Source organism: Novosphingobium sp. PhB165, from assembly GCF_004341845.1.
In the GTDB taxonomy this organism is placed as follows: Bacteria; Pseudomonadota; Alphaproteobacteria; order Sphingomonadales; family Sphingomonadaceae; genus Novosphingobium.
Genome location: NZ_SLVB01000001.1, coordinates 330567 through 344289, shown reverse-complemented (window position 1 = coordinate 344289; position 13723 = coordinate 330567). Strand labels below are relative to the sequence as shown.

Genomic DNA, 13723 nt, shown 5'->3' with positions numbered 1-13723 from the left:
GAATTCCCCGGAGATTCCCCCCACCATGACTGACACTATCATCGTCAACGCCAAGATCACCACGCTTGACCGCGAGAACCCGCAGGCCGAAGCCGTGGCGATCCGCGACGGCAAGTTCCTGACCGTCGGCAGCGAGCAGGAGGTGCGCGCCGCCGCGCCGGAAGCCACCGTGATCGACGCCAAGGGGCACCGCCTGATCCCCGGCCTGATCGACAGTCACATGCACATCATTCGCGGCGGGCTGAACTTCAACATGGAGCTGCGCTGGGACGGCGTGACCAGCCTGTCCGAGGCGATGGCCATGCTCAAGGCGCAAGTCGACAAGACCCCTGCCCCGCAATGGGTGCGCGTGGTCGGCGGCTTTACCGAACACCAGTTCGCCGAAAAGCGCCTGCCGACCATTGCGGAACTGAACGCAGTCGCGCCCGATACGCCGGTGTTCATCCTCCACCTCTACGACCGCGCGCTGCTGAACGCTGCCGCGCTGCGCGTCGTGGGCTATACCAAGGACACGCCCAACCCGCCGGGCGGCGAGATCGTGCGCGATGCCTCGGGCAACCCCACCGGCCTGCTGCTCGCCCAGCCTAACGCGACGATCCTCTATTCGACGCTCGCCAAGGGCCCCAAGCTGCCGCCCGAATATCAGATCAACTCCACCCGCCACTTCATGCGCGAAGTGAACGCGCTGGGCGTCACCGGCGTGATCGACGCGGGCGGCGGCTTCCAGAACTATCCCGATGACTACGACATCATCGAGAAGCTCCACGCCGACGACCAGCTGACCGTGCGCATCAGCTACAACCTCTTCACGCAGAAGCCGAAAGAGGAACTGGCCGACTTCTCGGGCTGGGTGAAGCAAGTCACGCCGGGCCAGGGCGACGACACCTACCGCCACAACGGCGCGGGCGAGATGCTGGTCTATTCCGCTGCCGACTTCGAGGACTTCCGCGTTGAACGCCCCGACATGCCGCCGAGCATGGAAGGCGATCTGGAACCGGTCATCCGCCTCTTGGCCGAACACCGGTGGCCCTGGCGCCTCCACGCCACCTATGACGAGACGATCGGCCGCGCCCTCGATGTCTATGAAAAGGTCAACGCGGACATCCCGCTTCAGGGCATCAACTGGTTCTTCGACCACGCCGAGACCATTTCGGACCGCAATATCGATCGCATCGCCGCGCTCGGCGGCGGCATCGCCGTGCAGCACCGCATGGCCTATCAGGGCGAATACTTCGTCGAACGCTACGGCGCCAAGGCCGCCGAACGCACGCCACCGATCGCCAAGATGATCGCAGCCGGTATCCCCGTGGGCGGCGGCACCGACGCCACCCGCGTTGCCAGCTACAACCCGTGGGTCTCGCTCTCGTGGCTCGTCACGGGCCGCACCGTGGGCGGCCTCTCGCTCTATCGCGGCGACAACCGCGTCAGCCGCGAAAAGGCGCTGCGCATGTGGACGCACGAGAACACCTGGTTCTCGAACGAAGTGGGCAAGAAGGGCCAGATCAAGGCAGGCCAACTGGCCGATCTCGCGCTGCTCTCCGACGATTACTTCAGCGTTCCGGACAATGAGATCGTCCACATCCGCTCGATCCTGACCCTGCTCGGCGGCAAGGTGGTGCACGGCGAGGGCGACTATCGCCCGCTCGCCCCGCAGCTGCCGCGCCCGATGCCGGACTGGTCGCCGGTCGCCACGTTCGGCGGCTATTACCAGACGCCCGAAGCCAAGCAGAAGCTGGCCTCTGCCTGCGGCTGCGCCAGCAGCTGCGGCGTCCACGGCCACGACCATGCCGCCGCGCTGGGCGCCAATGTTCCTGCCGCCGATGTCCAGACTTTCTGGGGCTCGCTCGGCTGCGGCTGCTGGGCCGTCTGATCCAGCACGGCCCCTTCGGGCGAGGAGGGGCCGTGCCGCAACTATTCCATAATTTCGAACATATTAGTCGACATTATTCGGATCGATAGATCCTCGGTCACCGCCTAGACAGGTCTTGCGACAACGACCGAGCGGCACAGCCCTCCCCCATCGGAGCCACTGACATGAAACGCTTCACCCTGATCATCGCGACTGCCATGCTGGTCGCGAGCCCCACCCTCACGCCTGCCTTCGCCGCTCCCGCGGCCGACTATTCGGTCGGTGCCCAGTACGACACCACCCACGTCTACGTGCCGCAGGACCAGTTCGATACGTTCGTTTCCAGCTTCGTCGCCACCTTCGGCGGCACCACCAGCAAGCAGGGCGAATTCCAGGTGACGCCGACCAAGAGCCTCACCAAGTCGCAGCTCGTGCTGACGCCTTCGGGCACCGTCTCGGTCTTCGGCTTCAAGACGCCGATCCCCTACCCCTTCGGCGATGAGCGCACCGGCTATCTGGTCACCGACCTCGATGCCGCCGTGAAGTCGGCCCAGAGCCACGGTGCGGTGCGCCGTCTGGAAACCTTCCCCGATCCGATCGGCCGGGACTCCGTGATCCAGTGGCCGGGCGGCGTGAACATGCAGCTCTACTGGCACACCGCCAAGCCCAGCTATACGCCGCTCCAAACGGTGCCGGAAAACCGCATCTACCTGACCGCCGATGCCGCCGACACCTTCATCAAAAGCTGGACCGGCTTCGCCCACGCCAAAGTCACGGCCGACGACAAGGCCGCCAATGGCGCCGAGATCGGCGAGCCCGGCAAGACCATCCGCCGCGTTGCGATAGACAGCGGCTACGGCAAGATGGTGGTCTACGTCTCCGACGGTCAACTGCCCTGGCCCTATGGCCGCGACATGACCGGCTATGCGGTGAGCGACCTTTCAGCGACGCTCGCCAAGGCTTCGGCGGCAGGCGTGGAAACGTTGGTGGCGCCGTACAACACTGGCAAGCGTCAATCCGCCATCGTCCGCTTCCCCGGCGGCTACATCGCCGAGATCCACTCGAACGAGGCGGTCTGAGCCATGTCCGGCACCGGTACTCCCAAATTCGTCGCATCGGTGCTGGACTTCGCGCCGACGGGCTTCCTCGCCCGTCTCCTGCTGGTGGGCGCCTACCTCGTCGGCGGGGTCACCAAGCTCACCGACTGGCCCGGCGCGGTGGCGGAACAGGCGCACTTCGGCCTGACTCCGCCCGCGCTTTGGGCGGCCCTGACCATCACGGTGGAACTGGTCGGTCCGCTGCTGATCCTGAGCGGCCGCCTCGTCTGGCTGGGCGCGGGGATGCTGGGGGTGTTCACGTTCTTCGCCGCAATGGTCGCCAATGGCTTCTGGGCCATGCCGGCCGGTCCCGAGCGCTTCGCCGCCACCAATGCCTTCTTCGAGCACATGGGGCTGGTCGGCGGGTTCATTCTCGTGGCGATCCTTGCGCACCGGGCGAAGCGAAGTGCCTGAATCGCGGGCACTGCCTTCCCCGGCTGACCCTTCCCCCACTCCCTCCACTCCCTCGTTCCTCCCCCACCCCCCGCTCGTCCTGAGCTTGTCGAAGGACCACAGCGCAGCGCCAGCGTCCTTCGACAAGCTCAGGACGCGCGGGGGAGGACTTAATCCGATTGTTTCAGGAGCCGTTCGATGAAGCGCCTCGCGCCGATCCATGCGGCAGCCGTCATGGCCATAGCCTTCCTGCCCGCCCTCGCCCAAGCCGAACCCACCGAAGCTTGGCAGGCCCCCACCCTCTCGATCACCCGCTACGACGAAGACTGGTCCGACCTCGCCGACGCCGAAAAGCGCGGCCACCACTGGACCGGTCCGTTCAAGTACATCCCCATCGGCGACGACGCATGGCTCTCCACCGGCATCGAACTGCGGGTGCGCAACGAGAACCTCGAAAACAACCTCTGGGGCAGCGCCGAAGCGCCGAACGACAGCTATGTCTGGCTGCGCGCGCTGCCTTATGCCGACCTCCACGTCGGCAAACTGCGCGCCTTCGTCCAGCCCATCGCCTCGACTTCGATCGGCGTGGCACCTTCGCCGAGCCCGGTGGACGGCACGGGTCTGGACCTGCTGCAAGGTTTCGCCGAGGCCGACCTCGGCCCCGTCACTGTGCGCGGCGGACGGCAGATGCTGTCGCTCGGCACCGAGCGGCTGATCGGCACGCGCTATGGCCCCAACGTACCGCTCGCCTTCGACGGCCTGCGCGCAGACGTAAAACTGGGCGCGGCCAAAGTCAGTCTGCTGGCATTCAAGCCCGTGCAGGCGCGCAAGGGCGACTTCAACGATCGCACTTCGCCCGACAAGTCGCTGTGGGGCGCTTACGCCGCACTGCCGGGGCTCGACCTCTACTACCTCGGCTACCGCAACGACGCCGCGCATTGGGGCACTCGCGAAGGCACGGAAACCCGCCACAGCCTCGGCGCGCGCTGGCACGGCACGCGGGACGACTGGCACTGGAACGTCGAGGGCGTCTATCAGTTCGGCCGCTTCGCAGATGGCCCGATCTCGGCCTGGACGCTGGGCAGCGAACTCGGCCATGCCTTCCCGGATGCCCCGATGGCGCCGGACCTGACGATGCGCGTCAACGTGGTCAGCGGCGACGGCGACAAGGCGGACAACCGCCTCGGCACGTTCAACGCGCTGTTCCCCAAGGGCAAGTATTTCGGCGAGCTTTCGCCGGTCGGGCCCTACAACATCGTCAACGCCTATTCCTCGCTTGGCCTGCAAGTGGCGCCGGATGTCTCCGCCAGCCTCGCCGCGATGGCCTATTGGCGCTATTCGCGGGAGGACGGGATCTACGACATCCCGGGCAACCTGATCCGCGATGCCGGAGACAGCCGCGCCCGCTTCATCGGCAAGGAAGTGGAAGCCACCCTGGCGTGGCAGGCCACTGCCGAACTCGAACTTTCCGCCTCGCTGTCGGCCTTTGCGCCGGGCGCCTTCATCCGCGATACCGGGCCTGCGAAAACGATCCGCATGCTCGGCCTCGAAAGCAACTTCCGGTTTTAGGAACCCTTCCCGATGGACAAGCCTTCCTCCCCTCTCCCCGGCCTGTTGCTCTTGCTGTCGTCCACCACCGGCCTTGTCGATGCGGTGAGCGTGCTGGGGCTCGGCAAAGTTTTCACCGCCAATATGACCGGCAATATCGTGTTCCTTGGCTTTGCCGCAGCGGGCACGCCGGGCTTCTCGGTCGCGCCCTATCTGGTGGCGCTGGCGGCCTTCATTGGCGGCGCACTGATCGCCGGGCGCACCGGCAAGCTGCTCTCGCCGCGCCCCTTGCGCCACTGGCTCACATGGGCGGCGCTGATCGAGGCGACGCTGCTGTGGATCGCGGCCTGGGTGGCGCTGGGATACGATCCGGCGACGCTTTCGCCCAAGCCTGCGCTCTACGCGGTGATCGCGCTGACCGCGATCGCCATGGGCTTTCGCAATGCGACGATCCGCCAGCTAAAGGTGCCGGACCTTACGACCACGGTGCTGACGCTCACCATCACCGGCATCGCCGCCGATTCCCGCATGGCCGGCGGCACCGCGCCCAATCTGGTGCGACGGCTGGCCGCGATCTTCGCGATCTTCGCAGGCGCGGCGGTCGGCGCCGTCATGGTGATGCGCTTTGGCCTGTCGGCACCGCTGGCGCTTGCGGGCGTGGTCGTGTTCGTCGCAACTCTTGCCTGCGTGCGCCATCCGGCAGCAGCCCACCCGCACGTCGCCTGAATATCTTTTCTATTTTCCAGAACATATCAAACAAACTTATCGGGATTTTCCGAAAAACGATTTCCCTGCATAACCGGTCCATCGAAGGACGCTGGATGAGGAAAGACCGGCGCCCATAACTGCAAAGTAGGGAAATCCGCCATGAACACCACAACCCAGACCTTCACTTCCGAACCCACCGAAGCCCCGCTGGTCCGCGCTCTGCCGCTCGTCGGCCGCGTGCTGATCGCTGCCATTTTCGTACTCTCGGGCCTCTCCAAGCTGGCCGCCCCCGCCGCGACGACTGCCTATATCGCATCGGTCGGCCTGCCTTTCCCGACACTGGCACTCGCCGGCGCGGTATTGGTCGAAGTGGTCGGCGGACTGCTGCTGATCTCCGGCTATCGCCTGCGCACTGTCGCAGCGGTGCTTGCGGTCTTCAGCCTCGTCACCGCCGCCTTCTTCCACAACAACTTCGCCGACCAGAACCAGTTCATCCACTTCTTCAAGAACGTGGCGATGGCCGGCGGCCTGTTGCAGATCGTCGCCTTCGGCAAGGGCCGCATCTGAGCCTTACCATTCCCGGCACTCCGAGGGTGCGGATCCGCAAGGGTCCGCCCCCTTCGCATGTGCCTTCCCCTCGGCAGCGGGAACGTCTATCCGGGGCGCGCGACTACAAGAACTGACAGCCCTGCGCGTGACTTTGCCCTCTCCCGGAGCCGGCCTCGAAGCGGCATTCCTCGCGCATCGCGATGCGTTGCTGCGCTTTCTGCGCGCGCGCGGCGCAGGCGATGCGGCGGAAGACCTGCTGCACGAAGTCTGGCTGCGGATCGCCGCCAGCCGCCCCGGCCCCATCGCCAATCCGCTCGGCTACCTCATGCGCATGGCGGACATGCTGATGATCGACCGCTACCGCTCGCAGCGACAGGCCGACAAGCGCGACCGCGACTGGACCGAGGTCCATGCCGATACCGGCACCGGCATTGCCGCCGATCCCTCGCCCGAGCGCCGCGTCGCCGCCGCGCAGGAGGCGGCCGAAGTCATCGCGCTGCTCGACGGGCTTGGCCCGCGCGTGGCCACGGCCTTTCGCCGCCACCGCATAGACGGCATGGCGCAGCGCGATGTCGCGGCGGAACTGGGCGTCAGCCTCAGCACGGTGGAAAGCGACTTGCGACTTGCCTATCGCGCGCTCGGCGAATGGAAGGAACGACGCGATGAGGCTTGAGCCGAACGTCTCCGTCAATGCCGCAGGAGGACTGCGCGATGGCGAATGACGACATGATCCGCGACGCCGCCGCACGCTGGGCGGTGCTGACCGGAGAGCCCGGCTTCGACGATTGGGAAGGCTTCATGCAATGGCTGGAAGCCGATCCCGCGCACGGGCGCGCTTACGACGCGGTGAACCTTGCCGTGGCCGAGGCGGCCGAACTTGCCGTCGCCGCCCCCGCGAACGACGGCTGGATCCATGCCGAGCCTCCCGCCGCCCGGCCCACCCGCCGCGCCTGGCTGGGCAGCGCGATTGCCGCCTCGCTGGCCTTGGTAGGCGGGGTCTGGTTCTGGCAGACCCATTCGCGCGAGATCTATTCGCTGGAAACCGCGCCGGGGCAGATGCGCACGGTCGAACTCGAAACCGGCACCCGCATAGACCTTGCCGGCGGCACCGTGGTCCGGCTGGACCGCAAGGACCCGCGCTATGCCGTGCTCGACAAGGGGCAAGCGCTGTTCACCGTGCGCCATGACGCCGCGCGCCCGTTCCATGTCGAGGCGGGCGAGGCCACGCTTGTCGACCTCGGCACCGTGTTCGATGTTGCACGCGAGGGTACGCGGCTCAGCGTCGGCGTGGCCGAAGGCGCAGTGGGCTACAACCCCAAGGCGGAGAACTTGCGCCTCGCCCCCGGAGACCGGCTCATCGCCGATGCAGGCAGCGTGAATGTCGGCCATGTCCCCCCGCGCGAAGTGGGCGAATGGCGCGAGGGCCGCCTGACTTTCGACGCCGCCCCGCTTTCCGAAGTCGCCGCAAGGCTGAGCCGGGCGACCGGCATTGCCTTCGCCGCGCAGCCGGGTTCCGATGCCCCCGTCTCGGGCTCGATCCTTGTCACGCCGATCCATGACGATCCGCAGATGATCGGCGCCCTGCTCGGGCTACAGGTCCGCCACGAGGGCCAGGTCTGGACGATCGGCAAGCCCTGAAACCATGCGCCGCGCGTTCCTGCTCTGCCTGACGGCGCTTGCCGTGCCGCTGCCCGTCGCTGCCCAGGCGCCGGGGCAACTGGCAATCGTGGCGACGCGCGAGGGCACGGCGGGCGACGCGGCCATCGAACTCGCGCGGCAGACCGGCACCAGCATCGTCATCGCCGATCCCCGGCTCGCCAGCCGCCGCATCCCGGCCCTGCGTGGACGGATGGAAGCGCATGAGGCCGTTGCCCGCCTCGCCCGTGCGGCAGGCGCCCGCGCGGTGTCTGCGGGCCGAGGCGCATGGCGGCTCGATCTCGCGCCCGAACCGCGCCGCGTCATTGCCGAAACGCCGCCCGCCAAACCGGCAGCGGTTCATCACGCTGAACCCACGCCGCAACCCATCGTCGTCACCGCCACCAAGCGCGATTTGCGGCTCGATCAGGTCCCCGCGCAAGTCACCATCCTTGGCGGAGAGAGCCTGACGGCAGGCGGCGTCGGCGGCAGCGAGAAGATCGTGCGCCGCCTTGCCACGGTCGCCTCCACCCAGCTTGGCAGCGGGCGCAACAAGCTGTTCATTCGCGGCATCGCCGATTCCAGCTTCACCGGGCCGACACAGGCGACCGTGGGGCAATACATCGGCGACATGCGCCTCACCTACAACGCGCCCGATCCGGACCTTCGGCTTTCGGACCTTGCCCGCGTCGAGGTGCTGGAGGGGCCGCAGGGCACGCTTTACGGCGCCGGATCGCTGGGTGGGATCATCCGCCTCGTGCCCAATCCGCCCGTGTTCGACACGACCGGCGGGTCGATCATCCTCGGCGGCGCGCTCACGCAGCACGGCGCCCCCTCCACCGATCTCAGTGCTACCGTGAACCTGCCCGTGGCCACCGATACCGCCGCCTTCCGCGCCACGTTCGATACCGCCAGCTACGGCGGCTATATCGACAAGCCGCTGATGGGGCGCAAGAACGTCAACCGCACCGATGTCCTCGGCGGCCGCGCCGCGCTGCGCGTAAGAGTGGCACCGGACTGGACCGTTGACGTCATGGGCCTTGCCCAGTCGATCGACGCGGCGGACAGCCAATATGCCGATCGCGGCGGCGCGCCGCTGGAGAATTCCGCCCGCGTGCGCGAAGGATCGAATGCCGACTATGCGCTGGGCCAACTGGTCGTCGCCGGGCGGATCGGCGGGCTGGAACTGCGCTCGACCACCGGGGCAGTGCGCCAGAACCTGCACGAGCGCTATGACGCGGGCACACCCGACGGCCCGCCGCGCCTGTTCGAGCAGAATAATGCCACGCGCATGATCGCGCACGAGACGCGGCTGTGGCAGCCCGAGCTCCATGGCTTCGGCTGGCTGCTCGGCGCCAGTTACACCCGCAACCGCACCACTCTGACGCGCGAATTCGAGGAACAGACCTTCCGCAGCAGCGCGACCGGGGTGCGCAATACCGTGGACGAATTCACGCTCTACGGCGAGGCGAGCCTGCATCTGACGGGGCCCTTCACGGCCACCGCCGGGGGACGCTTCACCCACGCCCGGCTGGGCGGTGACGGCGAGGATCTTTCGCCGCTGGTAGCTCTGGCCATGGCCGCCCGGAACACGACCGCCCAGCGCACCTTCACCGCGTTCCTGCCCGCGCTGGCGCTCCACGCCGCGTTCTCCGGCGAGGACCAGTTCTACATACGCTATCAGGAAGGCTTTCGCCCCGGCGGCTTCGCCATCGAGAGCGACTATGTGCGCCGCTTCCGCAATGACCGTACCGGCACCGTCGAAATGGGCGCCCGCCACGGCCGCGCGGGGGTGAGCCCGTTCGACCTTGCGGTCAGCCTGTCCTACACCCGCTGGCGCGACATCCAGGCCGACTTCACCGACAGCGCAGGCCTGCCCAGCACTGCCAATATCGGCGATGGGCGCGTCTGGTCGGCCAGCGTCTCAGCCGGGGTGAAACTGATGCAGGGACTGCGCTTAGAGGCGGGCGCGGCGTTCAACCGCAGCCGGATCGACAAGCCCGAGCCGGGTGCGGAGATGAAGTACTTCTACGCGGCGGCGACAGTGCAGGCCTTGCAGATGCAGGTGCCCAATATCGCCCGCTTCGCCGGACGCGCTGCGCTGGCGTGGAACCACGATCTGGACGGCGATCTCGCGATTTCGGGCAATGCCTGGGCCAGCTACCTCGGCAAGTCGCGGCTCGGGATCGGGCCGGATCTTGGCATGTTGCAGGGCGACTATTTCGACAGCGGGTTCGACCTTCGTCTCGGCACGCCGGGATACGGGGTGACATTGAGCGTGACCAACCTTGCCGACGAGCGCGGCAACCGCTTCGCACTGGGCACCCCGCTCGCCACCGGGCGCGAGCAAGTGACGCCGCTGCGCCCGCGCACGGTGCGGTTGGGTTTCGACGCGAAATTCTGAATTCGTGCGAATAGCCGCATAGCGAGGCGGCATTCGCCAAACCGGCCCCCACCAAACCGGCCGTGCCCAAAGCGGCCTTGGCCAAATCGCCATTCGCTAAACCACCATCAACCAAACAACACTCCGTCGCCCCCGCGAAGGCGGGGGCCCCGCTTCCTTTTCGCCCAGCCGCAAGAACAAGCGGGGTCCCCGCCTTCGCGGGGACGACGAGGTTTGGGAGGCCAAGTTAGGTTTAAGGCCCAGAGTTGGAGCGAAATCCGCGCGCCCGAAATTATTTTCAAGGCCCCGCCGCAGGGCCTCCGTCTTCCCCTTCGAGATCGATCTGAAGGGACGAAGATGCCTCGCTACCTATTTGCCTCCACTGCGCTGCTTGCCGTGGCGACGGCCGCGCATGCGGAAGATGTGTCGACCAAGAAGACCACGCCCCTCCTCACCTCCACCATCAAGAACGGCGCCGCCGACGCCATCAATGTGACCAAGGACGGCTCGGTCGTGCTCTCGTCGGGCACGGCGATCACGATGGACAGCAACAACGGCGTCACCAATGCCGGTGCGCTTGCAGTCGGCAATGCCGACGGCGCCATCGGCATCCGCGCGCTCGCGGGCACCAGCGGCGATATCGTCAACACCGGCACGATCACCGTGGACGAGCCCTATACCGCGACCGATACCGACAAGGACGGCGATCTCGACGGGCCTTTCGCGCTCGGCTCGAACCGCATCGGCATCCGCGTCGACGGCGATCACACCGGCAAGCTCACCCAGAGCGGCACGATCACGGTGGAAGGCAACCATTCGGCGGGCATCTCGCTGGGCGGCACGCTGAACGGCGCGTTCGTCCATGACGGCACGACAAACGTCCTTGGCGACAATTCGGTCGGCGTCGAAACGGGCGCGATCAACGGCAATGTCCGACTTGCAGGCTCAGTCACCGCGCAGGGTGCGAACTCGGTCGGCGCGCACTTCGGCGGCGATGTGACCGGGGCCATGGTCGTGCAGGGCAACATCGCCTCGACCGGCTATCGCTACACCACCGCCCCCGCCGATCCCTCCAAGCTCGACGCCGACGACCTGCTGCAAGGCGGTTCGGCGCTGGTGATCGGCGGCAATGTCACCGGCGGCATCGTGCTCGCCGTGCCGCCCAAGGACAGCGACCCCAACAAGGCCGACGAAGACGGCGACGGCATCGACGACGCCAAGGAAGGCTCGGCCAAAGTCGTCACCTACGGCAAGGCCCCGGCAATGGTGATCGGCGCGGCAGACCGCGACATCGCCATCGGCGCGGTGGCCGGCACTGCCAGCGGCTTCGGCCTCCAGATCGAGGGCGGGATCGAAGGCAACGGCGTCTACACCGGCATCGACGGCAACGGCCTCGCCATCGGCGGACTTGGCGGCAAAGTCACCGTGGCCAACGGCATCGGCGTGACCGGCTCGGTCGTCGCCACCTCCAAGGATGCCGCGGCCACCGCGATCCGCCTTGGCGCAGGCGCGAGCACGCCGCAGATCCAGAACGGCGGCACCATCTCCGCCACCAGCGGCAACACCGCCGCCTCGATCGCCACCGCAGTAAAGATCGAGGCCGGGGCCAGCCTGCCCACCCTGCGCAACTCGGGCACGATCAAGGCGGTCGTCGGCGAGACCGGCACCGCCGTCGCCATCGGCGACGCCAGCGGTACCCTCAACCTGATCGAGAACAGCGGCACGATCTCCGCCACCGGCGCCAAGGCCGACAGCGGCCGCAATGTCGCCATCGATCTTTCGGCGAACACCAGCAGCGTCACCATCCGCCAGACGCAAGTCGCATCGGGCTTCGCCGCCCCCGCCATCACCGGCGACGTGCGCCTCGGCAGCGGCAACGACACCTTCTCCATCGCCGACGGCACTATGTCCGGCAATGTCACGTTAGGTGGCGGCAATGACACGCTCGCGCTCTCGGGCGACGCAGTGCAGACGGGCAATGTCACGTTCGGTTCTGGCAGCGACACGATGACCCTTGCGGGCACGTCCCGCTACACCGGAACCACGGATTTCGGCGGCGGCGCGGACACCCTGACGCTGGCCGATACCGCCGTGTTCTCCGGCGCACTCGCCAATGCCGGCGCGCTGACGGTCAAGGTTTCGGGCGGCACGCTGGACGTCAACAAACCGGCCTCGATCGGCTCGCTGGATGTCGGCGCGAGCGGCGTTCTGGCGGTGACACTGAACAAGGCGGCTGGCCTGGGCTCGGCCTATACCGTGGCCGGAACCGCCGCTTTCGCGGACGGTGCCAAGCTCTCGATCCGCCTTGCCGATGTCTCGACCGCCGAGGGCAGCTATCAGGTCCTGACCGCCGGCACGCTGACCGGCCGCGACAAGCTCAAGGCCGCGACGGACCTTGTCCCCTTCATGTTCAAGGCCTCGCTGGACGAGGACGCGCCCGCCAACGTGATCGTCGTCGACGTGGCCCGCCGCACGGTGGCGGAACTCGGCCTCAACCGCTCGCAAGCCACGGCCTATGACGCGGTCTTCGCCGCACTCGGCAAGGACGACGCGATCGAAAAGGTATTCCTCGGCGTGACCGATGGCGACACTTTCCGCGAGAAAGTCGCCCAAATGCTGCCCGATCACGCGGGCGGCGCCTTCGAGGGCATCAGCCTTGGCACCCGCACGCTCACGCGCCAGCTTCAGGACCCGCAGGGCCCGGTATTCGGCGATTCCCGCTTCACCACGCGCCTGAACCTCTCGTTCTGGGGCAGCGACAAGAACGCGGGCGCCACCGCCGCCTACAACCTCCAGGGCTACGCCATGTCGCTGGGCGGCGAATATGCGACCGATGTGGGCTATTTCGGCGGCACCTTCTCCTACCTGTGGAATCGCTACACGCGCGGACCGGCGAGCGAGATCAAGTCGAACTCATGGGAATTCGCAGGTCACTGGCGCGGCCAGAGCGGCCCCCTGGCCGGCTATGCCCGCGCCTCGGTCGGCCTCGGCAGCTATGACAGCGCGCGCAAGTTCAGCGGCACGGCCGGCAGCGAAACCGTCAACCGCACGATCGACGGCAACTGGAACGGCAACTTCGTTACCTTCGCCGGCGGCGCTTCGTGGGAGGGCGGCGGCCAGTACCTCTACTTCCGCCCGAACGTCTCGGTCGATTACGTCCGCCTCAAGGAAGACGGCTATACCGAGACCGGCGGCGGCAAGGCACTGGACCTCACCGTGGCCTCGCGCACCAGCGACGAACTGGGCGTCAACGGCGCGATGACCGTGGGCGTGGACTTCATGACCGCGGCGGGCCGCGACGACAACTGGTTCCGCATGGAAACCGAGGGCGGCTGGCGCGAGATCGTCAGCGGCGGCCTTGGCGCGACCACCGCGCATTTCGACGGCGGACAGGACTTCCGCCTCGAAGGCGACGACGCGACGAGCGGCTGGTTCGCGCGCCTGCGTGCCATCGGCGGCACCGTGGGCCTGACGATGCTGGGCGAACTCTCGGCCGAGGATCGCCACGGCCATACCAATCTTGCCCTGCGCGGCTCGGTGGCGATCGGCTTCTAAGCCGGT

At 67.3% G+C, this 13723-nt stretch carries 10 protein-coding genes; all 10 read left to right on the top strand.

The window, feature by feature from the left end; translation table 11 throughout:
• Positions 1-25: 25 nt before the first annotated feature.
• The 10 genes from EDF56_RS01750 to EDF56_RS01705 all read left to right on the top strand — a co-directional run bounded on the left by EDF56_RS01750 (position 26) and on the right by EDF56_RS01705 (position 13717).
• On the top strand, positions 26-1870 hold the full coding sequence (locus tag EDF56_RS01750) for an amidohydrolase (protein WP_132385008.1): 1845 nt from the start codon (positions 26-28) through the stop codon (positions 1868-1870).
• Between the two features lie 164 nt (positions 1871-2034).
• On the top strand, positions 2035-2928 hold the full coding sequence (locus EDF56_RS01745; RefSeq protein ID WP_132385007.1) for a glyoxalase: 894 nt from the start codon (positions 2035-2037) through the stop codon (positions 2926-2928).
• A 3-nt stretch (positions 2929-2931) separates the two neighbouring features.
• Positions 2932-3360, top strand: a complete 429-nt coding sequence (locus EDF56_RS01740; RefSeq protein WP_132385006.1) for a DoxX family protein — start codon at positions 2932-2934, stop codon at positions 3358-3360.
• Between the two features lie 213 nt (positions 3361-3573).
• Positions 3574-4908 carry an alginate export family protein gene (locus EDF56_RS01735; protein ID WP_243652408.1) on the top strand — a complete coding sequence of 445 codons (1335 nt, stop codon included), beginning with the start codon at positions 3574-3576 and terminating at the stop codon, positions 4906-4908.
• Between the two features lie 12 nt (positions 4909-4920).
• Positions 4921-5613, top strand: coding sequence for a YoaK family protein (locus EDF56_RS01730; RefSeq protein WP_132385004.1), 693 nt, complete (start codon positions 4921-4923; stop codon positions 5611-5613).
• 141 nt (positions 5614-5754) lie between these two features.
• Complete coding sequence (locus EDF56_RS01725) at positions 5755-6162, top strand: DoxX family protein (protein ID WP_132385003.1); 408 nt, start codon at positions 5755-5757, stop codon at positions 6160-6162.
• A gap of 127 nt (positions 6163-6289) precedes the next feature.
• Positions 6290-6817, top strand: coding sequence for an RNA polymerase sigma factor (locus tag EDF56_RS01720; RefSeq protein ID WP_243652329.1), 528 nt, complete (start codon positions 6290-6292; stop codon positions 6815-6817).
• A 38-nt stretch (positions 6818-6855) separates the two neighbouring features.
• Positions 6856-7782, top strand: a complete 927-nt coding sequence (locus tag EDF56_RS01715) for a FecR domain-containing protein (protein WP_132385002.1) — start codon at positions 6856-6858, stop codon at positions 7780-7782.
• A gap of 4 nt (positions 7783-7786) precedes the next feature.
• The gene (locus EDF56_RS01710) at positions 7787-10183 is read left to right on the top strand and encodes a TonB-dependent receptor (protein ID WP_132385001.1); all 2397 of its coding nucleotides are present in this window, start codon (positions 7787-7789) and stop codon (positions 10181-10183) included.
• 336 nt (positions 10184-10519) lie between these two features.
• Positions 10520-13717 carry an autotransporter outer membrane beta-barrel domain-containing protein gene (locus EDF56_RS01705; protein WP_132385000.1) on the top strand — a complete coding sequence of 1066 codons (3198 nt, stop codon included), beginning with the start codon at positions 10520-10522 and terminating at the stop codon, positions 13715-13717.
• Positions 13718-13723: the final 6 nt, after the last annotated feature.

What these genes read in the sequence shown, in the direction of transcription:
- EDF56_RS01750 (WP_132385008.1), top strand. Translation starts at nt 26, where the DNA reads ATGACTGACACTATCATCGTCAACGCCAAGATCACCACGCTTGACCGC.
- EDF56_RS01745 (WP_132385007.1), top strand. Translation starts at nt 2,035, where the DNA reads ATGAAACGCTTCACCCTGATCATCGCGACTGCCATGCTGGTCGCGAGC.
- EDF56_RS01740 (WP_132385006.1), top strand. Translation starts at nt 2,932, where the DNA reads ATGTCCGGCACCGGTACTCCCAAATTCGTCGCATCGGTGCTGGACTTC.
- EDF56_RS01735 (WP_243652408.1), top strand. Translation starts at nt 3,574, where the DNA reads ATGGCCATAGCCTTCCTGCCCGCCCTCGCCCAAGCCGAACCCACCGAA.
- EDF56_RS01730 (WP_132385004.1), top strand. Translation starts at nt 4,921, where the DNA reads ATGGACAAGCCTTCCTCCCCTCTCCCCGGCCTGTTGCTCTTGCTGTCG.
- EDF56_RS01725 (WP_132385003.1), top strand. Translation starts at nt 5,755, where the DNA reads ATGAACACCACAACCCAGACCTTCACTTCCGAACCCACCGAAGCCCCG.
- EDF56_RS01715 (WP_132385002.1), top strand. Translation starts at nt 6,856, where the DNA reads ATGGCGAATGACGACATGATCCGCGACGCCGCCGCACGCTGGGCGGTG.
- EDF56_RS01710 (WP_132385001.1), top strand. Translation starts at nt 7,787, where the DNA reads ATGCGCCGCGCGTTCCTGCTCTGCCTGACGGCGCTTGCCGTGCCGCTG.
- EDF56_RS01705 (WP_132385000.1), top strand. Translation starts at nt 10,520, where the DNA reads ATGCCTCGCTACCTATTTGCCTCCACTGCGCTGCTTGCCGTGGCGACG.